Below are 18,162 nucleotides of genomic sequence, written 5' to 3'. Positions count from 1 at the left end.
AGAGGTCGGCGCGAACGTACACCACGCCGGAACGGCGCTCCACCGGCCCTCAACCGGGGCTCAACCCGCTTCTCGAACGCTTGGTCATCCGACCGACGAAGGAGGCGGAACGTGCACAGCACCCATCAGTCCGGACGACGGCTTGCGGCGCTCGCCGGGCTCTTCCTGGCCCTGCTCGTCACCGCGGCGCCTGTGGCCGCATACCCGATCACGCCCGACGGCGACCCCCTGCACCTCGAGAGTGCAGCGCCGAAGTCCTCCATGCCGCCCGAAGGCATCGCTTCGCCGAACGGCGTCGGAGCGACGACCCAGCCCTCGCCGGCCACCGACCCTCTGCCCGCGACCCACTTCGCGTCGACCGGGACCGACTGGAGCGGTGCGATCTCCATCGCCGCCGTGTCGGTCGTTGCGGCGCTGGCACTCATCGCCGTCGCATTCGCCCTGACCGGCCGCCGCCGTCGCTCGGCGGGGGCCCACTGAGGAGGTCATCGTGATCTATCCCGACAATCAGACCCTGCGCATGCTTGTGCGGGAACGCCATGCCGACCTCGCACGCGACGCGCTCCAGCCTGACTCGCGTGACACCGTCCTGAGTGCGATCCGGATCCGCAGACGGCGGCGCCGTGCGCAGCTGTCACCTGTCCGGTTCCGGTTTCGCTTCCGCCCGGCACGAGGGCGGGCGTGAAGCTTTCCGACCCCGCCGCGATCGCCGAGCGCCTGGGCCTGCCGCAGGAAGCCGTGCGTCGCTTGCAGCGCCGAGGCTTCCTGCGGCAACTCGAGCTCGAAGACGCCGAGATCGCGGAGCGGCTGTTCCGTGCCCACATCGCGTCCGTACGTGGTCGCGGTAACGCACGGCTCGAGATCGCTACTTCGGCGGCCTTCGAGGAGGCTCAGACGGAGCCGTAGAGCTGGAGGATCACGGACACGTATTGCTTCGTGTCGTCGAAGAGGCCGCGCTCGCGTACGGCGCGGGCGCCCTGGTAGTAGCCCGCCAGGGCGAGCCTGACGTTGCCGTCGAACTCGTCGAGCTGCCAGCGGAGGAAGCGGACACCGGCGCGGACGTTGCCCTCGTACGTCCTGGGGGTCGCCTCGCCCAGCAACACCGTGTCCACGAACTCCCACGTCTCGGGGAGCAGCTGCATCACGCCGATCGCGCCCGCGCTCGAGACGACGTCCTGCTGGAAGCCCGACTCCATCCAGGCCAGCGCGCGTGCCAGCTTCGGGTCGACGCCGTACGCCCCCGCCCAGCGGTCGATCGCCGCCGCCACGGTGGAGCGGTCGACGGGCACGGAGGCGGAGCCGACGTGCGCGCCGGGGGGCAGCGCCAGGCGCTGACCGGGGACGATCGTGGCCATCAGCGAGAGCCGGTTCGCGCGGGCGAGCCGCCAGGGGCTGACGTGGTAGCGCTGCGCGATCGAGTAGAAGCTCTCCCCGGCTCCGACCGTGTGACGGAGGCGTGTCGAGACATCCCGCGGCTTCGGGGCGGGGGCGGCGGCACGCCCGGGAATCCGCAGGCGCTGGCCGGGTGTGATGACGCTCGCCAGCGTGAGACCGTTCGCGCCCGCGAGCCCGTCCGCCCGAACCCCGTAGCGCTGCGCGATCGCGACGAACCCTTCGCCCGGTCGTACGGTGTGGACGAGCCTCGGCGTGGGCGCGCGCGGAGCAGTCTTCTTCTTCCGCCCGGCGACGACCCGACCCGGCACCCGCAGGCGCTGGCCGGGGGTGAGCACGCTCGTGAGGCGAAGCCCGTTGGCGCGAGCAAGCCTCGTCGGCTGCACCCGATAGCGGCGCGCGATCACGACGAACCCCTCTCCCGGCTCGACCGTATGGACGAGCCGCCGCGTGGCGACGGGCTTCTTGGAGGCAGCCTTCTTCCCGCGCGCCAGCGCGCGAAAGGTCCACGCGCCCGCGATCCCGTCGGCCCTCAGGCCCCGCGATCGCTGGAACCGTCGCAGCGCCGCGGCCGTGGCGGCATCGAAACGGCCGTCGATCCGCGTCGCGGCGAGGCCGAAGCGACGGAGCCTGAACTCGAGCGAGGCGACGTCCCAGCCGACGCGACCGCGCGAGAGCTGCCGCTGCCCGAGCAACGGGACGCCGAGCTTGCCCAGCTTGCAGCGCGTCGCGTGCCCGACCTTCCCCGTCGCGCGGATCCCGTTGCGCCGCTGGAAGCTCAGCACCGCCCGGCGAGTCATCGGGCCGGAGATGCCGTCGACCGCTCCCGTGTAGAGCCCGTGCGAGCGCAGCGCGACCTGGAGCGCCGCGATCTTGGCGCTTTGTCCACCGACGGCGGGCCCGGCGAGTGCCAGGGCGACAGCCGCCGCAGCAACGATCACGACGGTTCGGCGCACGGGAACTTCCCGACTTCGCCGCCCCGCGCGCAGATCCTCCCGACGCGCGAACTAGGCCGCGGCGTCCGCGGGCCAGCGACCCGCCGGCGCTACACTTTTCGATCGCTGCCTTCCCCGGTAGCTCAATTGGCAGAGCATCCGGCTGTTAACCGGAGGGTTGTTGGTTCGAGTCCAACCCGGGGAGCTGCAAGCCGCCTGCATCTCCGCCAAGAGGCGAGGGCGGGCCGGGCCGAGCGCCTTCTTGGTACCGGGTTTGGCACCTCGCCGAAGGGCGACAAGCCGTTCCTCGGCAGGCTCGGCCGCGTCGGGGTCGAGCCGGCTTCACTCTTTCGAGTGAACTTCACGCGACCGCGCAAGTATTGCTCCGTTCGCGCGTCATTCCAGGAAGAGGATCCGGGCGTGGCGGTGGTCGACCTGGCGGCGTCGGCACACCGCCCCCGGCGCCTTCCTCCACGACCTTTGTCATGGGTACAGCAGAGGCCTAGCCGAACCTCCGGGGTCGCGCGGTGCCGCCTGATCGGATACTGGCGCCGCGGGGCCCGCCGGGCAGCCGGGGGGTTGCTGGTTTCCGAGCGAGCCCACGCGGCAGGCGGTCAGCCACCTCTGGTCGGGGGAAGGGCCAAGAGGTGGTGGCGCCGCCTGCCTGGTCTTGCATGTCTCCCCAGGAAAGACACGCTCCGCATCCCTGAGCACCCCTGGCTCGTCCGCAATGAGGCATGAGCGCCCACGACAGCGCATTGACCTCTCCTCGGGCTCGCACTCGACCTCATCGCTCTTGGCCGGAACCGAAGGCTCGTCGAACGGCAAGCAGCCGTGCCTCCTCCACAACCCTGAGCTGACTCTCGGCTCGCTCGACCAGACGCTCGAGATCCGCCGTCGGTACGGACGATCCGGCACGAAGGCTCAGCCAGAGCGCTTTCTTGCCTGTGATGCCGACGACAAGGGCTTCGAGCTCCAATACGTCGCTGAGTGGAGAGCGCTCTCGAAGCCGTCCGTTGGGTTTCAGCCGACCAAGTCGTTCGCCGATGCGCGCGAGCACATCCTTCCCCCGATCGCGCTCGACTCCGAGGCTCCGCATGATTCCCTCCAGCGCACTCAGATCCTGTTCGATCTCCGACGCGACCGCCAAAAGGTCGCTCGTGGCGGTCTGGGCCTGGGCTGCGCGTCTCGCGAGTCGTGTCCCCGCGACGCCCGCGGCGTGATGATCTCGTAGGTAGATGGCGAGGAAAGATCGCTGCATGCGCTAGCGCGGCGGTTGCCGCGGAATACGACTCCGATGAGGGCCGGCCGGCAAGGGGCTTCCTGTATGCCCGTAGCCCCGGCCGTCAAACAATGCTGACGGCGATCAGCGCGACGGCTAGCCGTGTTGCGTACGAAAGGAGGTGCGGCGGAGCAGCCGTCGAGTGAGCGGCGTGCCGGTGATGCCGTGCGCTGTGACCGAAATCAGGATGGCGACCGCCACGGTCCAGAAGACGACGTTCTCCTCGTCGGTGCGAAGGACGCCGTATGAGAGCGCGGCTGCGACGTAGTAGAGGGAGCCGATGCCGCGGACGCCGAACCACCCGAGGAAAAGGCGCTCACGCGGACCGAGGCCGGACCTCACGAACGCGACCGCGACCGCCAGCGGCCGGATCACCAACAGGAGCAGGGCGCAGAGCAGCCAGCCGCGCCAACCGGGCTGGCCGAGCCCGGAGAGCGTGACCATGCTGCCGAGCAACAGGATGACGGCGAGCTCCCCGAACTTCTCGGCGACCTCGGAGCCACGATGGACGGCCTGATGAGCTTCGTGGTCGTGCTCATAGCGCCGGAAGGCGATGCCCGCAGCGAAAGCGGCCAGGAAGCCGTAGGAGCTCGCGAGCTCGGCGACGGCGTAGACGACGAGCACGGAGGCGATCGGGATCCAGCCGTCGAACTCCTCGCGCACGAGACGCCGGTCCCGCAGCGGAAGGAGCACGGCGGCGATCCCGTAGCCGCCTACAGCCCCGATCCCGACGCCCGCGAGAACGGCGTAGACGACGTCCGCGAGCACCCACTCGGGAAGCCAGCCTGCGCCGGGGCGGCCCGAAATGAACAGCGCGAGCACGACGAAGGGGAAGGCGAGGCCGTCGTTGAGACCGGCCTCCGCGGTGACGGCGAACTTCGGCTCGGTCTCGTCCGCCTCGCCCGGCGGGCCGACGCCGATGTCACCCGCAAGAACCGGGTCGGTCGGAGCGAGCGCGCTCGCGAGCAGGATCGCCGCGGCCACCGGCAGCCCCATCACCCAGACGCCGTACGCCGCGACCGCGGCGATCGTGAGCGGCATCGTGACCGCCAGAAGCCGCGTGACCGATCCCCACGCGCGGAGCTGCAACGGCCGGTCGAGCTTCAGTCCCGTCGAGAAGAGCGCGATCACGACGGCCAGCTCGCTGAGGCGCTCGATCAGCTCGGCGTCCTCGCGCGGGACGAGCCAGTCGATTCCGCTCAGCCCGATCACGACCGCTGCGGCGAGCCCGAGTGCCAGGTAGATGAGGCTGGCCGAGAACGCGCGATCGTCCTCGTGCGAGAGCGCGCCGATCGCAGCGAACACCGCGAGCCCGACAACGAGGAGGCCGGCGGCGTACGGGTCGGCCCAATCGAAGCCGGGGCCGGCCCCGAGTGGCCCGTCGAGCGTCATCGCCGCGGCATACCCCGTTTTCCCCCTCGGTTACGCAAGCCGCTGCGAGAGCCGAACGGGAGAGCTTGAGGTTTCACCCTGGCAGGCGTAGCCTCGCGATCCACACCAACCGTCGTGCGAAGGGAGAACCATGCGGCAGGTAATCCTCTTCACGTTCCTCTCTGCGGTGGCTGCCGTCGTACTCGCCTCGGGTGCGGCAGCAGACGGGCACCGGTCGAGTTGCCCCAACGGCTACAGCGGCCACTCGGTACCGCAGACCGAAGTAGAGATGCGGCTGCTCCCACGGATCGCGGCGGGCCTCGACGCCGATCCCGCGCCGTACACCGTGCAAGAGCTCGTCGACCTGGGGAACCTGATCGACGAGAACCAGGACGGCACCTTCTGTCTCAAGGCCGTTTCCAACCTGCGCGGCGCCAGCGTCGTGCAATGGGGGTTCTTCTACGCGGCACGGGACAACGACACGGCAGCCAGTTAGGACGCGAGACGGCGGGGCGACCGACTCCGCGGCTCGCCCCGCCGCGATGCCTCGAGCCTGGCTGACCCGCCGCGGCTCGCCACCGCGCTTCAGCCGCCGCAGAACGCAGCGTGCTGGAGACGGCGGACGGCATCCTCGAGCTCACCCGAGAGCGGATAGCTGTTGATGACGAGAACGACCTGGCGTGACGCGTCATGCGTGTTCCACGCGACTGCAACCGTGCCGCCGACGTTCCCCGTGTGACCCCACGCGGGGCCGCATGGTGTCGGGAAGGTGGCGATTCCGAGGCCGTAGCGTTGCCGCCCCGCGGGAACGAGCGTCTCCATCTCCCGCAGGGACGCCGCACCGAGCACGCGCCCACGCAGCAGCGCCGAGAAGAACCGCTGCACGTCGTCCGCGGTCGAGACGATCCCACCCGCTCCCCACGTCCACCACGCGGGCTCGTCGCTCGTGTCGACCGGAGGGCCGGTCACGACTCCCTGGTGCGACGGGGACCGATGGCCGTGGATGTGAGCGCCGGTCACGACGCCGGGCACGAAGCTCGTCTCGTCGAGCCCGAGCGGCTCGAAGAGACGATGCCTGAGCTGGCTCCCGAGAGGTGCCCCGCCGACCTCCTCGGCGAGCAACCCGAGCACGATGTAGTTCGTGCTCGAGTAGGCGAAGCGACCCAGATGCCCGGGGCGCAGATCGGGCGCGAGCGCGAGCGCGACGAGCTCGGTCGGCCGCCATCGGCGGTGGGGATCGGCGAGCACCCGCGGATCAGCGACGTAGTCGGGGAGGCCGGACGTGTGCGAGAGCACGTGACGCACGGTGGTCTCCCGACCTCTCGGGATCAGCCCCGGCAGCCATCGCTCGATCGGATCGCCGAGTCGCAGCCTGCCGTCCTCGACGAGGAGGAGCACCAACGCCGCGACGAACGTCTTCGTGACGCTGCCGATGCGAAACCGCTCGTCGGTGCGCATCGCTGCCGCCCGCCCGGTGTCCGCGAAGCCTCGAGCCTCGCCGTGCAACTTCCCCTCCTCGCGCACCACGACGAAGGCGCCCGGCGCCCCGGCGGAGACGACCCGGTCGAGCAGCGATCCCAGCTCGGGCTGGTCGTCGCTGCGCGTCGCGACCCATCCTCCGAGGATCGCCAGAACCGCCAGCGCGACCACGCTCGCGGCCAGCACGCGTCGCATCCGCTGTGGCCTCTACCCGTCCGGCTCGCGAGGGCCAGCAGCCCGGCGATCGTGGTCGTGTGCCCACTCGCGCTGGAGCACGGCGCGCGCCGCCTCGACCTGTGACGGATCGACGAGCTTCTCGTCGAGCAGCGTTCGCTCGAGGGCCGCGAGCCAGCGCTCGTAGTAGCGGTAGCCGGAGGCCGCGGGATCGTGCTCGGCCTGCCAGGCGCCGATCTCCTCGATCAGCCGCGCCCTGAACGTCTCGAAGTCCACCACGCCTGCGTCGTGCAAGGCGACGGCGATGCCGAACGCGCGGCTCTCCCACGGCTCGTCGAACACGAGCTCGCCGTTCGAGCGCGGCGGAGCCGCCGGGGCGCCCGGGTCGGCGACGACAGGATCCGCCGGGTTGCTCAGGCGCCGGGCTCCAAGGCGAGGCCGGTCCCGATCATGCTGTCGCGCGTCACGAGGGCAGCCAGCTCGTCCTCGCTCAAGCCGTCCGCGCCCTCGGGGCGCTGTGGGACGACGAGGTAGCGCACCTCGCTCGTGGAGTCCCAGACACGGATCTCGGTCTCGGCAGGAAGCTCGACACCGAACTCGCGGAGCACCGCCCGCGGCTCCGCGACCGCCCGCGCGCGGTAGGCCGGGCTCTTGTACCAGCTCGGCGGCAGGCCGAGCACGGGCCACGGGTAGCACGAGCAGAGCGTGCAGACGACGACGTTGTGGACGTCCGGTGTGTTCTCGACGACGACCATCGTGCCGCCCTCGAAGCCGCCGTATCCGAGCTCGCGGATCGCGGCCGCGCCGTCGGACCGGAGCCGCTGCCGGTAGGCGGGGTCGACCCACGCCCGAGCGACGACACGGGCGCCGTTCTGCGGGCCGAGGTCCCGCTCGTAGTGCTCCACGATCGCGTCGACCTGATCCGTGGTCAGGAGGCCCTTCTCGACGAGCACGGCCTCGAGCGCAGCGGCGCGCAGAGCGAGCTCGTCGTCGTGGTCGTGATGGTGGTCGCCGCTCACGCCGGCTCGAGGTAGCTCTCGAAGAGGTCGAGCAGCACCGTCCACTCGCCCTCGTCCGAGGGGCCGAACAGGTCGCTCGATGCGAATGCCACGGCATAGACCGGCTCCTCGGGCCCCTCGTACGGGCCGATGTCCGGAAAGGCATCGACTCCCCGCACCGCCTCGACCACACCCGCGACCCCGCGCACGTAGCGGGGGCAGCGCGTGTGCCCCGCCGGTCGCATCCGGCGGGCTCGCGCGCGGTCTCCGACCGCGAAGCGAGCGCTGAGGGCCTGGGGCAGCGGCGACCCCTGGCCGGTCGCCTCGACGGCGAGGCGAGCAGCCTGCGGGTCCTCGCGTCGAGGTGCCGCATCCCCCCGGCGCAGACGCTCCACCCACCCGTCGACGTCGCGCTCGCCGACCGTTCCCCTGCGCACGAGCCGCTGCTCGGTGCTCCAGAGCCAGCGCTCGTAGTACCCGGCCGCGAGGTAGTCAGCGGGTGGCATCTCCTCCCGGATCGCGCGTCCCGAGCCGGCGCCGATCCCGTGGATGCCGACCAGCGTCGAGAGCGCGAAGACGCGGAGCTCCCACGGGTGCTCGGCGGCACGGTCGGAGCCCGGAGTCACGACGGCTCCGAAGCCGTGCATCCCGCCCATGTCGTGCACACCGTCCGTGCCCGCAGACTACTCCGAGACCGGCTCGAGGACGAAGACGCGGATCTCTCGCCCCGCTCTGGCACGGTAGTCGTCGTAGCCCGGCCAGAAACGAAGCGCCTGCGCCCAGTAGCGGCTGCGTTCCTCGGCCGACGCACGCCGCGCGCGATACCGGCGCCCGACTCCGTCGATCGTGACCCGCGCCTCGGGGCTCGCCTCGAGGTTGAGGGCCCATGCCGGGTGGTTCCGTCGCCCCCAGTTCGAGGCGATCAGGACAACCCTCGCGCCGTCCGCGACATGGAGGAGTGGAACGGTCCGCAGCTCACCCGTGCGCCGGCCCACGGTCGTCAGGAAGCAGAGCGGGAACCCCGAGCCGAGGCTCGTGAGCGACCGTCGGCGTCGCGAGAACCGCGCATCCACGGGCGGCAGCGCCCTCGACGCGATCCAGGAGAACGCCCGCGTTCGGCCGAGCTCGCCGACGACGCGAGCGTAGAGGTTCACACGAGCTCGGCGAGGGCGTTGTGCACCTTCGCCAGCCGCGCCTGGAGCTCGGTCGCGCGCACGAGGTCGGCACCCTGGAGCTCGCGGCGGAGCCGCCTCTCGTGCAGCCGGAGCAGAAGCTCCTTGCCGGCCCGCTCGTCGAGCTCGTCCCGGTCGGCGCGGGCACCGAGCTCGGCGCGCAGCGCGACCAGCTCCTCGTCCTCGGGCGCCCCATTGACGAGCACCTCGCGAAAACGCCGGTGGAGCGGATCGTCGAAATGGTCCGGCGTGAGCGCCGCGAGCTCCGGGACGAGCAACGGATGGCGCACGACGGCCGCGAGGAGATCCCGCTCTCGCTGCAGGCCGGCCTCGAGCAGGCGAGGCGTGGCCGCGACCGGTGCCCCGGCTACCGAGCGCGTGGTCGGCGGCGCGAGCCCCGCGAGGGTCTCGCGCGGCAGGTCGAGCCGGTCGGCGAGCAGGCGCAACGCCTCCTGGCGCTCGGGGGAGTCCTCCACCGTCGCGAGGATCTCGCGGGCCCTCACGAACGCCTCCTGGCGGTCGGCCGTGCGTTCGAGCGTGATGCGCACGCGGTAGTGGAGGTAGCTCTCGGCCGCGCCAAGCCGCGCCGCGAACGTATCCGGTGCGTCCGCGGGGTCCTCGCCCTTCGGCAGCACGACGACACGGACGTCGAAGCCCTGCCTCACAGCGAGCTCCATCCCACGCAGCGTCGCCTCCTGTCCGGCCGCGTCCGCGTCGAAGCAGAGGAAGAGCCGCTTCGTGAGCCTACCCAGCTCCCGCACCTGGCTCTCGGTCAGCGCCGTTCCCATCGAGGCGACCACCGGCTCGACCCCGGCCTGGCGGAGCGCGATCACGTCGGTGTTGCCCTCGACCACGATCGCCCGGTCCTGCTTCGCGATCGAGGGCCGCGCGAGGTGGAGCCCGTACAGGACGTTCCCCTTCTTGAACAGCTCGCTCTCCGGCGTGTTGACGTACTTCCCCTTGAGCGGGTCGTCGTCGCGCAGGCGCCGCGCCTGGAACCCGATCACGCGGCCGCGCGCGTCCGTCAGGGGGAACATCAGCCTGAAGGGGAAGTAGTCGTTGCCGCGCTGGTTCGCGAGGCCGGCCGCGCGGATCTCCTCCACGGAGAAGCCGCTCTCACACGCCTTGGCAACGAGGCCCGAGCCGCGCGAGAGCCCGAGCCGGAACTCCTTGGCGATCTCCTCCCCGAGCCCCCGCGAGGCGAGGTACTCGCGCACGGGCGCGCCGCTCTCCGTCTCCCAGAGCACGCGCGCGAAGTACGCGGCCGCCTGGTCGAGCAGGGCGGTCAGCCGCTCCTTGCGCCGGCGCGCCGCGTCCTGCTGCGGCGAGGATTCCTCGTACTCCAGCGGGACGCGAAACCGCTCGGCGAGCCATTCGATCGCAGCCGCGAAGTCGAGGTTCTCGCTCTCCTGCACGAACCGCACGACGTCGCCGCCCTTCCCGCAGCCGAAGCAGTAATAGAGCTTGTCGACCGGGTCGACCGAGAAGCTCGGCGTCCGCTCTTCGTGGAACGGGCAGCGTCCGGTGAAGCGCGAGCTCGATGCGCGCCGGAGCGACGTCCTCGCCGAGACGACCTCCACGATGTCCGCCGCCACCTTGACCTCCGCGACGCAGCTGTCCTTGATCCGCGCCATCGCGCGACCCTACAACCGCTCGGCGTACGCGAGCGCGAACCGGTCGGTCATGCCCGCTAGGTAGTCGGTGATCCTGGTCGCGAGCCCGCCGTCGCCCGGCGGAAGCCGCTCCGGCTCCTCGACCAGCCGGTCGAAGATCGCCCGCACGACCCGCCTCGCGCGCTCGTGCTCCGGCCCGACCTGGGGCCCGAGGTACACGCGCTCGAACATGAACGAGCGCAACGACAGCATCGCCTCCCCCACCTCGGCGCCCTGGGCGATCCCTCCGTCGGCCTCGGACGTCTCGACGAGGTCGTGCACCAGCGTGTCGATGCGATCGGATCCCGTCGCCCCGAGAAGCGCGATCTCGTCGGCGGGTAGGTCCGCCTCGGTGAGCAGGCCGTAGCGGAGCGCGTCGTCGATGTCGTGGTTGACGTACGCGATCCGGTCGACGATCCGGACGATCCGTCCCTCGAGGGTCTCGGGCTCCAGATCCCCGGTGTGCGTCAGGATCCCGTCGCAGACCTCATACGTGAGATTGAGCTGCTTGGCGATCCGGAACGACTGCTCGTTGTGACGAAAACGACTGCCGAAGCGCTCGCGCAACACCTCGTCGAGCGCGTCCTCGCCGGCGTGCCCGAAGGGCGTGTGGCCCGTGTCGTGCCCCAGCCCGATCGCCTCGACGAGATCCTCGTTCAACCGCAGCGCCCGCGCGACGACGCGCGAGATCGCGGTCGTCTCGAGCGTGTGCGTCATGCGTGTGCGGTAGTGGTCGCCCTGCGGGTCGATGAAGACCTGCGTCTTTCCCTTGAGCCGCCGGAACGGTTTCGAGTGAACGAGGCGGTCCCGGTCGCGCTGGAAAGGCGTGCGGACGCGACACGGCTCCTCGGGCCTGTCGCGGCCGCGCGTCTCGTACGAGCGCACCGCATGCTGGGACAGGGTCGTCTCTTCGAGCGCCCGCACCCGCGCGGCGAACGTGTCACCGATCCGTCCCGCGACCTCCATCGTCCCAGCGTAGTCGCCGTCTCGGCCCGCTCCTCGTACGCCGTGTGTCGCTCAGAAGGCGCGCGACTGGCCGCCGTCGACCGTCACGCAGGCCCCTACGACCCACGACGCTCTGGGCGAGACGAGGAACGTGACGACGTCGGCGATCTCGTCGACCGTGCCGAAGCGACCCCAGGGCAGCTCGCGCTCCACGAAGTCCGCCATCCCGTTGGGGTCGTCGCGCATGCGGCGCTCCCAGCTTCCGCCGGGGAACAGCGTCGAGCCGGGTGCGACGCTGAAGACGCGGATCCCGTCCCTTGCGAGGTCGCGCGCCATCGCCTTCGCGAGGCTGATCTCCGCCGCTTTGGCGACGTTGTAGCTCGGGCTGCCGCCCGCCTCTCGGCCCCAGATCGACGCGATCAGGGAGATCACCCCGCCGCCGCGCTCCCGTAACCGCGGTAGCGCCGCTCTCGAGACGGCGAGCGCCGGGATCACGTTGCGGCCGAGGACGGTCTCGAGGTCGTCGACGTCCGTCTCGTCGACCGTCCGCGCGCCCGACCCACCGACGTTGTTGACGACGATGTCGAGCCCGCCGAAGGCCTCGACGGCGGCGTCGACGACCTGCGTCGCCGCCCTCGGATCGGTCACGTCCGCGACCACGCCGTGCGCACGACCTGGCCCGGCCGCGGCCGCCACGGCATCCTCGAGCGCGTCCGCACCCCGCGCGCAGAAGACGACGTCGGCGCCCTCCTGGACGAGCCTCGTCCCGATACCAAGGCCGATTCCCCGGCTCGAGCCGGTGACGACAGCGATCTTTCCGGCGAGGTCGAGGTCCATCTCCGACTAGCCTAGTCGCGTGAGCCGCCTCCTCCTTGCGCGCCACGGCGAGACCGACTGGAACCGCGTCGGGAGGTGGCAGGGCCAGGCCGATCCGCCGCTCAACGAGAAGGGCCGACGTCAGGCAGCCGAGCTGGCGGACGGCCTCGCAGGCTCCGACATCGCCGCCGTCTACTCGAGCGACCTCCGCCGGGCGACCGAGACCGCACGCACGATCGGCGAACGGCTCGGCCTGGAGGTTGTCGAAGACCCGGCGCTGCGCGAGATCGACGTTGGCTCGTGGTCGGGCCTCACGAGCGCCGAGGTGGAGCAGCGCTTCCCCGCCGGCTACACGCGCTGGCGGCAGGGTGAGATCGGGCACGACGGGGAGACGCGGGAGGATCTGACGCAACGCGTCGTCCCGGCGGCCCTCCGGATCGCGGCTGCGCACCCGTGTGAGCGCGTCCTCGTCGTCACGCACGGCGGCGTCATCCGCGCGTTGCGGGCGCATGCCGCCGGAGATCCGGGGACGGCGGTCGTGAACGGCGGCACGGTCGCGTTCACGCTTGTCGAGGGCGTGCTCGTCGTCGACGAGACGTAGTGCTCGGCGCGGCAGAGGCGCGGACGCTCGGGCGGCCCGAATGACGGGGCGGGGGAGGCATCCCCGAACGGCCGCCCGGCCCTCGGAATAGCCCGCTCGACCCGACGGCTCTACCCGCAACGGCGCCGCAGCAAACCCCCCGGGGCAACTTCGGGTCGGCTCGGCTCGAGTTTCGCGCGCCCCCACGCGGGGAACGATCGCTCTCCACTCTCCGGACGAAAGGAAAGGCATGGGCATCATCGCGTTCATCATCCTGGGCCTGCTCGCCGGGGCAATCGCGAAGGCGATCATGCCCGGTAGCGATCCTGGCGGGTTCATCATCACGGCGATCATCGGAGTCATCGGCGCATTGCTCGGCGGCTTCATCGCCGGTGCATTGTTCGACGCCGATCCGCTCGACGAGTTCTTCGACATCTCCACGTGGCTGACGGCGATCATCGGTGCGATCGTCCTGCTCGTGATCTACCGCCTCGTCGTGGACAGGCGGGACGGCCCTGTTCGTGCCTGACGATTGACCGGTCGGACGCCCCGGGCTACGAGAGCGCGGGGCGTCTGATCCCACGGTTCGGACTCGCCGCCGAGGGGACGCCTCCACGAACGGCGGGTGGAGCGACCGCCGGCCCGGGCCGGCCGAACGCGGGCGCGGGCCGTTAGCCGATGGTTGGCAAGTCCGGCGATCCTCGGGCGGCATCCAACGAAAGGAGCGTGGGTAATGCCCACAGTTCGCGTCCGAATGATGATCGGCCTGGCCGTCTCGGCCGTCACGTTGGCGCTCGCAGGGACCGCCCAGGCGATGACTGTCGCCGTCGGGTCGCCGGAGCTTACTGCCCGCATCGCGGTCACCGTCCCGGTCACGGTCACGTGCAACCCGTTCGGTCCGAGCTTGACGGTCTTCTCGCAGTCGATCACCGTCCGCATCGAGCAGGCGGCCGGGCGTGAGATCGCGCGGGGCGCGGGGACATTGTTCAGCTCATTTCCGTCACCCCTCTTGTTTCCGTGCGACGGGATTGCTCACGAACTTCCGGTCACCGTCCTCGCCGATCCGGTTGGTCCGCCCTTCCACGGAGGAAAGGCGATCGTGAGCGTCAACGGTTCGGCCGAGGCGGGCACACCGAGCCCCTTCGGCTCGGGGTTCGTTGCGCCGTTCGACAGACAGACCGTTTCGGTGCCGGCCGTGGAGGTCCGCCTGCGTTGAGCGGGCAGACTTGGGGAGACGAACCCGTCGTCTCCCCAGCGAGGTAGAGGCCGCGGGAACGAGCCGGACCACTGTTTCGAGCGGCAACCGCTAGCCTGCGCCTGGAGGACTACACGAACAAGTACAACATTCGTGTGGTCATGCTCGTTCGTGGCGTGTTCTGAGCGCGCGGGGTCTCACCGGGACCTCACCAGGACAACGAGGCGGGCAGGCGGGCGGGGTGCCGCTGCTGGGGAGCCACACTGACGGCGTTCAGCTAGCCGCCCGGCCCTGAGCGCGGACACGACCTCGCTCCGCTCGCGGGTGGCGACCCCGCCGCCCACGCGGTCTTCGTTCGAGCGACGCCGCCCGGTGACGCGCGAACTGGCTGGAAGACGTCGATTCCGTGAATGCTCACGGCATTCAAGCTGACGACGCTCAGCCGTACCACGGCTTCTCGTCCGGCTCGACCCGCAGGCCGTCCAGGAGCTTGTTGAACCCGGCGAACAGGTCGACGACGGCCATCAACTCGAGAACGCCCTGGTCGGAGAGGCCCAACCTCTGCACCGCAGAGGTGTGGACTTGCAGTCAGTAGTCGCAGCTATTCACCGCGGATACGGCGACTGCGATGATCTCCTTGGTCATGCGATCGAGGTTGTCCGACTCGATCATGACCGCCTTGACCTTGTTCCGGTTGGCCTCCAGATATGCCGGGTTGGGAGCCATCAGCTTGTACATGTTTGGGACGAAGTCGATCTCGAACGTGTCTTTGATCTGTCGGTCGCTTCCTCTTCTTCGATCATCTTGATCGCTGCCACTTCCGCCCCTTTCGCCGCAGCTCGCGACTCCCCGGTGATCCATTTCGCTTCGGACCTATCGCGATGAGTTGGCAATGACTTGCCGTCGCTCGCGGTAGTCCTCCGCGGAAATCTCGCCCTCGGCGAAGCGGCGGTCGAGGATCTCCGTCGGCGTCTCTCTTCGCCCGCCCCGCCAGCCATCAAAGCCTCCACGGGCGAGCCAGACAATCCCGAGGATGACGGCTGCCCAGAAAAGCACCATCACGAGCATCATCCCGATCCACCATCCTCCGCCGCCATCGTGCATGCCCCAGCCGTCTGCGATTGGAAAAGTCAATGCGAGGTTCACTTTTCACCTCCTCCGTGTCGCGCGGAGGCGCGATGGGACGCCTCGCCTCAGACGCGTGCCTCCCGTTCGTCCGCCGTCGCCCAGGAAGGATCGCCAGGCGGCTCGGCCTCCCCTGCCTGCGTGCGCTCCCCTAGTAGTTCGAGCGTCCGCGCAGTGTTCGCGCGGATTTCCTCGATGCCGCCCATCATCACCTTGGGCGGGAAGTCGTCGGGCATCTGCTCGAGCATCCCCTTGCACGCCTCCAACATCCGCGCGTGCAGTCTGGGTGCCACTCGGCGCGCCACCAGCAAACCAACGCCGATGACCGCCACCCCAGCAATCGCCATCCTCCGCATGAGCAACTCGCCTCCTAACTTCGGTCTGTCTGGCCGTCGTCAGGCTAGGCGTGGCCGTGGCGGAACCCATGGCCGACGCGATGCACACCGCGCGGCTGCGTCGAGATGCCCAGGAGGGTGTACGTCGGGCAAAACGCCGTGACGGCTGTGGCCAGCATGATCCCGGCGACGACGAAGAGGATGATCCCAGCCACCGTGCCCGCCCCCAGGATCACCGCGACCCCAATCGCCACCGGCGCGACAACGAAGATCCGAATACTGCGATCAAGTGTCCCCATGTTCTTGATCATCACGATCTCCTCCACTCGTTACGTTTGTCACTAACTTTGCCACTAGCCTGCCACGACGCGTGCATTTCGACATCGGGGGCATTTCTGATGCACCATCGGTATTTCCCCGAAGGCCCGGGCCGACATCGAGTCGCCCGGCTAGCACAGGGCGGCCGAGCAGGATCGAGCGCGCAATGTCGATGCTCGTCGTCAACATGACGACGGCCCAGAAGCGACAGTCGACGACGCGTTCGCCTTCCCGCCTGCGGTCGGCTCAAACATCGCGCGTGGGCGCCCACGCCATGCCTCGATGCGGGCGTGCTCGGCGGGTTTAAGCCGGGAGGAGGCTAGCTCGACTCTAGGTTTTCGGTCCGCGCAGTAGTCGGGTCCATAGTTCTGGACTCGCCACACCGCGACCACCACCCCGGTCGCCGGAGACGCGTTATGCGACAGCACCGCATACACGGCTGGTACGTCAAGGACGACCCACAGTTTCAAGCCGTAACCGCTAGCCTGCTGGCCGTGGAGGACTACACGAACAAGTACAAGGGCGAGCAGGTGGAGCTCGCGTTGTTCGGCGGCGAATACCAGGAGGGGACCCTGACCGCTTACTGCTCGATCGAGGACGTCCCTCACGTCGAGCTCAACGGTCACATCCTCGTCCCTCTCCAGAACGTCGCCAGCCTCCACTGCTCGAGCCGCTGCGATGCGCCCGAGCCGGACTGGCCGCCGCGAGGGCTCGAGGAGCTCGACCGCGACGACCGACCGGACGACGAGGAAGACGAAGGCTGATCGCGGCGGCGTGCGCGGGGCGGCCGCACGCAACATCTCGAAGGCCTGGCTCCTCGTCGCGCTGCTCGCAGCGGTGTTCGCGGGTTTCGGCTGGCTGCTCGCCGACCTGCGCGGCGCGGTCCTGTTCGCGTTCTGCTCGCTGCTCGCCGCGAGCGCCGCGTACGCGGTCGGCGATCGTGCGCTGCTAGGCATGCTCGGCGCCCGGCCGTTCGCGCTGGCAGAGGATCCGATCCTCCGATCGACGACGGACCGGATCGCGGCGCAGCTCCGGATCACGCCCCCGAAGCTCCAGCTGATCGACGACACGTTCCCGCGTGCGTTCGTCGTCGGACGCGGGCCGCGAAGCTCGACGCTCGCCGTCAGCACCGGCCTTCTGACGGCCCTGCCGATGCCCGAGGTCGAGGCAGTGATCGCCCACGAGCTCGCACACGTGCGCTCTCGCGACGTGCTCACCCAGACGTATGCCGTCCTGCTCTCGACGACGCTCCTCGAGCTGACGCGCATCGGCGGGTTCCTCTCCCGGTTCCTGCTCACGGTGCTCGCTCCGATCGGCGCGGCGTTCACCCACCTGCTGCTCTCGCCGAGGCGCGAGCACGCAGCGGACGCCGCGGCCGCGGGGCTCGTCGACCCCCACGACCTCGCCGACGCGTTGCTCCGCCTCGATCGCGCGGCCGAGCTGGTCGAGTTCCACGCCGCGCCGTCGACCGAGCCGCTCTACACCGTGAGCCCGTTCGACCACACGGAACGCATTGCCCGCATGTTCGTCACGCATCCTCCGGTCGCCGAGCGCGTCGCGCGGTTGCGGGTCCCACGCGGATAGCGCACCGCCGCCGTCTCGTCGATCCTAGGAAAACGCCGTTCGCGCCGCTTTTCACCGCGCTCGAGCTCGTCCCCCGGCGGAGCACGGGCTGCGGAACAGCCTCACCAGAATGCAGAAAGGCCGCCTGGTGGCGGCCTTCCTGTGGCACGGAGATAACCGGCGGCATCCTACTCTCCCGGGGGCTTGCGCCCCAAGTACCATCGGCGCGAGCGGGCTTGACTTCTCTGTTCGGAATGGGAAGAGGTATTTCCCCGTCGCTATGACCGCCGAACTGTCAAAGGCTCGCGCTCGCCGGCTCTGAGACCGGGGCCCGCGTCACCCTCAAAACTCCATAGCAACCCAACGTGTTCAAAATCAAGACCTCGGGCAATTAGTACGGGTCAGCTGAACGCATTGCTGCGCTTGCACCGCCCGCCTATCGACGTGGTGGTCTTCCACGGCCCTTACTCACTCGAAGTGATGGGGAACCTCATCTCGAGGTGGGCTTCCCGCTTAGATGCTTTCAGCGGTTATCCCATCCAGACGTGGCTAATCAGCAGTGCCCTTGGCAGGACAACTGATACACCAGAGGTCTGTTCATCTCGGTCCTCTCGTACTAGAGACGACTCCTCTCAAGTTCCCAACGCCCATGGCGGATAGGGACCGAACTGTCTCACGACGTTCTGAACCCAGCTCGCGTGCCGCTTTAATGGGCGAACAGCCCAACCCTTGGGACCTGCTTCAGCCCCAGGATGCGACGAGCCGACATCGAGGTGCCAAACCCTCCCGTCGATGTGGACTCTTGGGGAGGATAAGCCTGTTATCCCCGG

The 18,162-nt window shown here is 69.7% G+C and carries 24 protein-coding genes, 1 tRNA gene and 2 rRNA genes; 9 read left to right on the top strand and 18 right to left on the bottom strand.

Translation table 11 applies throughout. From position 1 onward, the window contains the following. The first annotated feature begins 111 nt into the window (after positions 1-111). Positions 112-480, top strand: coding sequence for a hypothetical protein (locus VFO26_RS04720; protein WP_325113735.1), 369 nt, complete (start codon positions 112-114; stop codon positions 478-480). 201 nt (positions 481-681) lie between these two features. Beyond that, positions 682-906, top strand: coding sequence for a hypothetical protein (locus VFO26_RS04715; protein ID WP_325113734.1), 225 nt, complete (start codon positions 682-684; stop codon positions 904-906). On the opposite strand, the gene VFO26_RS04710 is transcribed toward VFO26_RS04715, so the two are convergent. Continuing rightward, complete coding sequence (locus tag VFO26_RS04710; RefSeq protein WP_325113733.1) at positions 891-2,348, bottom strand: LysM peptidoglycan-binding domain-containing protein; 1,458 nt, start codon at positions 2,346-2,348, stop codon at positions 891-893. The genes VFO26_RS04715 and VFO26_RS04710 overlap by 16 nt on opposite strands. A gap of 111 nt (positions 2,349-2,459) precedes the next feature. Between VFO26_RS04710 and VFO26_RS04705 the strand changes: the two genes are divergently transcribed. Continuing rightward, positions 2,460-2,532 (top strand) — tRNA-Asn (locus VFO26_RS04705). A 582-nt stretch (positions 2,533-3,114) separates the two neighbouring features. On the opposite strand, the gene VFO26_RS04700 is transcribed toward VFO26_RS04705, so the two are convergent. Beyond that, positions 3,115-3,588 carry a hypothetical protein gene (locus VFO26_RS04700; RefSeq protein ID WP_325113732.1) on the bottom strand — a complete coding sequence of 158 codons (474 nt, stop codon included), beginning with the start codon at positions 3,586-3,588 and terminating at the stop codon, positions 3,115-3,117. A 117-nt stretch (positions 3,589-3,705) separates the two neighbouring features. Next, positions 3,706-5,001 (bottom strand): cation:proton antiporter, encoded by a 1,296-nt coding sequence (locus tag VFO26_RS04695; RefSeq protein ID WP_325113731.1) that lies wholly within the window; start codon positions 4,999-5,001, stop codon positions 3,706-3,708. 130 nt (positions 5,002-5,131) lie between these two features. Here VFO26_RS04695 and VFO26_RS04690 point away from each other — a divergent pair, with 130 nt between their 5' ends. Next, the gene (locus VFO26_RS04690; RefSeq protein WP_325113730.1) at positions 5,132-5,476 is read left to right on the top strand and encodes a hypothetical protein; all 345 of its coding nucleotides are present in this window, start codon (positions 5,132-5,134) and stop codon (positions 5,474-5,476) included. An 89-nt stretch (positions 5,477-5,565) separates the two neighbouring features. Here VFO26_RS04690 and VFO26_RS04685 read toward each other — a convergent pair whose 3' ends face one another. From VFO26_RS04685 to VFO26_RS04650, 8 genes are all read right to left on the bottom strand, one after another. Continuing rightward, positions 5,566-6,654 carry a serine hydrolase domain-containing protein gene (locus VFO26_RS04685; RefSeq protein WP_325113729.1) on the bottom strand — a complete coding sequence of 363 codons (1,089 nt, stop codon included), beginning with the start codon at positions 6,652-6,654 and terminating at the stop codon, positions 5,566-5,568. 12 nt (positions 6,655-6,666) lie between these two features. Then, the gene (locus tag VFO26_RS04680) at positions 6,667-6,975 is read right to left on the bottom strand and encodes a nitrile hydratase accessory protein (RefSeq protein WP_325113727.1); all 309 of its coding nucleotides are present in this window, start codon (positions 6,973-6,975) and stop codon (positions 6,667-6,669) included. 71 nt (positions 6,976-7,046) lie between these two features. After that, on the bottom strand, positions 7,047-7,652 hold the full coding sequence (gene nthA, locus VFO26_RS04675) for a nitrile hydratase subunit alpha (RefSeq protein WP_325113726.1): 606 nt from the start codon (positions 7,650-7,652) through the stop codon (positions 7,047-7,049). Next, a complete protein-coding gene (gene nthB, locus VFO26_RS04670) occupies positions 7,649-8,296 on the bottom strand; it encodes a nitrile hydratase subunit beta (protein ID WP_325113725.1) in 648 nt (215 codons plus the stop codon). The genes nthA and nthB overlap by 4 nt, the downstream gene beginning before the upstream one ends. A gap of 18 nt (positions 8,297-8,314) precedes the next feature. Then, complete coding sequence (locus VFO26_RS04665; protein ID WP_325113724.1) at positions 8,315-8,785, bottom strand: nitroreductase family deazaflavin-dependent oxidoreductase; 471 nt, start codon at positions 8,783-8,785, stop codon at positions 8,315-8,317. Continuing rightward, the gene (dnaG, locus tag VFO26_RS04660; RefSeq protein ID WP_325113723.1) at positions 8,782-10,437 is read right to left on the bottom strand and encodes a DNA primase; all 1,656 of its coding nucleotides are present in this window, start codon (positions 10,435-10,437) and stop codon (positions 8,782-8,784) included. Before dnaG ends, VFO26_RS04665 begins: the two co-directional genes overlap by 4 nt. A gap of 9 nt (positions 10,438-10,446) precedes the next feature. Then, positions 10,447-11,421: a deoxyguanosinetriphosphate triphosphohydrolase gene (locus VFO26_RS04655; protein ID WP_325113722.1), complete on the bottom strand. Its 975-nt coding sequence runs from the start codon at positions 11,419-11,421 to the stop codon at positions 10,447-10,449. A gap of 51 nt (positions 11,422-11,472) precedes the next feature. Continuing rightward, positions 11,473-12,237, bottom strand: coding sequence for an SDR family oxidoreductase (locus VFO26_RS04650; protein WP_325113721.1), 765 nt, complete (start codon positions 12,235-12,237; stop codon positions 11,473-11,475). A gap of 19 nt (positions 12,238-12,256) precedes the next feature. Here VFO26_RS04650 and VFO26_RS04645 point away from each other — a divergent pair, with 19 nt between their 5' ends. The 3 genes from VFO26_RS04645 (at position 12,257) to VFO26_RS04635 (ending at position 14,012) form a co-directional block, all read left to right on the top strand. Then, entirely contained in the window at positions 12,257-12,817 is a 561-nt protein-coding gene (locus VFO26_RS04645) for a histidine phosphatase family protein (RefSeq protein WP_325113720.1), read from the top strand. 229 nt (positions 12,818-13,046) lie between these two features. Continuing rightward, positions 13,047-13,325 carry a GlsB/YeaQ/YmgE family stress response membrane protein gene (locus VFO26_RS04640; protein ID WP_325113719.1) on the top strand — a complete coding sequence of 93 codons (279 nt, stop codon included), beginning with the start codon at positions 13,047-13,049 and terminating at the stop codon, positions 13,323-13,325. Positions 13,326-13,553: 228 nt separating this feature from the next. Continuing rightward, positions 13,554-14,012: a hypothetical protein gene (locus tag VFO26_RS04635; protein ID WP_325113718.1), complete on the top strand. Its 459-nt coding sequence runs from the start codon at positions 13,554-13,556 to the stop codon at positions 14,010-14,012. 417 nt (positions 14,013-14,429) lie between these two features. Here VFO26_RS04635 and VFO26_RS17980 read toward each other — a convergent pair whose 3' ends face one another. The 5 genes from VFO26_RS17980 to VFO26_RS04615 form a co-directional block, all read right to left on the bottom strand. Continuing rightward, positions 14,430-14,558, bottom strand: a complete 129-nt coding sequence (locus VFO26_RS17980) for a hypothetical protein (RefSeq protein WP_414653049.1) — start codon at positions 14,556-14,558, stop codon at positions 14,430-14,432. A gap of 21 nt (positions 14,559-14,579) precedes the next feature. Continuing rightward, a complete protein-coding gene (locus tag VFO26_RS17975) occupies positions 14,580-14,717 on the bottom strand; it encodes a carboxymuconolactone decarboxylase family protein (protein WP_414653048.1) in 138 nt (45 codons plus the stop codon). A gap of 147 nt (positions 14,718-14,864) precedes the next feature. Beyond that, positions 14,865-15,137, bottom strand: a complete 273-nt coding sequence (locus tag VFO26_RS04625; RefSeq protein WP_325113717.1) for a hypothetical protein — start codon at positions 15,135-15,137, stop codon at positions 14,865-14,867. A 47-nt stretch (positions 15,138-15,184) separates the two neighbouring features. Continuing rightward, positions 15,185-15,448, bottom strand: coding sequence for a hypothetical protein (locus tag VFO26_RS04620; RefSeq protein ID WP_325113716.1), 264 nt, complete (start codon positions 15,446-15,448; stop codon positions 15,185-15,187). A gap of 68 nt (positions 15,449-15,516) precedes the next feature. Beyond that, complete coding sequence (locus tag VFO26_RS04615) at positions 15,517-15,777, bottom strand: DUF2892 domain-containing protein (RefSeq protein WP_325113715.1); 261 nt, start codon at positions 15,775-15,777, stop codon at positions 15,517-15,519. A 486-nt stretch (positions 15,778-16,263) separates the two neighbouring features. Here VFO26_RS04615 and VFO26_RS04610 point away from each other — a divergent pair, with 486 nt between their 5' ends. Both VFO26_RS04610 and VFO26_RS04605 read left to right on the top strand, forming a co-directional pair. After that, a complete protein-coding gene (locus tag VFO26_RS04610; RefSeq protein ID WP_325113714.1) occupies positions 16,264-16,533 on the top strand; it encodes a hypothetical protein in 270 nt (89 codons plus the stop codon). A gap of 10 nt (positions 16,534-16,543) precedes the next feature. Then, complete coding sequence (locus VFO26_RS04605) at positions 16,544-17,353, top strand: M48 family metalloprotease (RefSeq protein ID WP_325113713.1); 810 nt, start codon at positions 16,544-16,546, stop codon at positions 17,351-17,353. Positions 17,354-17,507: 154 nt separating this feature from the next. Here VFO26_RS04605 and rrf read toward each other — a convergent pair. Together rrf and VFO26_RS04595 are read right to left on the bottom strand one after the other, a co-directional pair. Continuing rightward, a 5S ribosomal RNA gene (gene rrf / locus VFO26_RS04600) occupies positions 17,508-17,624 on the bottom strand. Positions 17,625-17,703: 79 nt separating this feature from the next. Further along, positions 17,704-18,162 (bottom strand): 23S ribosomal RNA (locus VFO26_RS04595); the annotation flags it as partial.

It is taken from the genome of Gaiella sp., from assembly GCF_035710885.1.
GTDB lineage: Bacteria > Actinomycetota > Thermoleophilia > Gaiellales > Gaiellaceae > Gaiella.
Note: the sequence above shows the minus strand (reverse complement) of the source record. Positions and strands in the feature narration are given on the sequence as shown.

Bases quoted from the DNA above. Each gene is read 5' to 3' on its own strand.
- VFO26_RS04700 (WP_325113732.1), bottom strand. From the start codon at position 3,588: ATGCAGCGATCTTTCCTCGCCATCTACCTACGAGATCATCACGCCGCG.
- VFO26_RS04695 (WP_325113731.1), bottom strand. From the start codon at position 5,001: ATGACGCTCGACGGGCCACTCGGGGCCGGCCCCGGCTTCGATTGGGCC.
- VFO26_RS04690 (WP_325113730.1), top strand. From the start codon at position 5,132: ATGCGGCAGGTAATCCTCTTCACGTTCCTCTCTGCGGTGGCTGCCGTC.
- VFO26_RS04685 (WP_325113729.1), bottom strand. From the start codon at position 6,654: ATGCGACGCGTGCTGGCCGCGAGCGTGGTCGCGCTGGCGGTTCTGGCG.
- dnaG (WP_325113723.1), bottom strand. From the start codon at position 10,437: ATGGCGCGGATCAAGGACAGCTGCGTCGCGGAGGTCAAGGTGGCGGCG.
- VFO26_RS04655 (WP_325113722.1), bottom strand. From the start codon at position 11,421: ATGGAGGTCGCGGGACGGATCGGTGACACGTTCGCCGCGCGGGTGCGG.
- VFO26_RS04650 (WP_325113721.1), bottom strand. From the start codon at position 12,237: ATGGACCTCGACCTCGCCGGAAAGATCGCTGTCGTCACCGGCTCGAGC.
- VFO26_RS04640 (WP_325113719.1), top strand. From the start codon at position 13,047: ATGGGCATCATCGCGTTCATCATCCTGGGCCTGCTCGCCGGGGCAATC.
- VFO26_RS04635 (WP_325113718.1), top strand. From the start codon at position 13,554: ATGATCGGCCTGGCCGTCTCGGCCGTCACGTTGGCGCTCGCAGGGACC.
- VFO26_RS17975 (WP_414653048.1), bottom strand. From the start codon at position 14,717: ATGGCTCCCAACCCGGCATATCTGGAGGCCAACCGGAACAAGGTCAAG.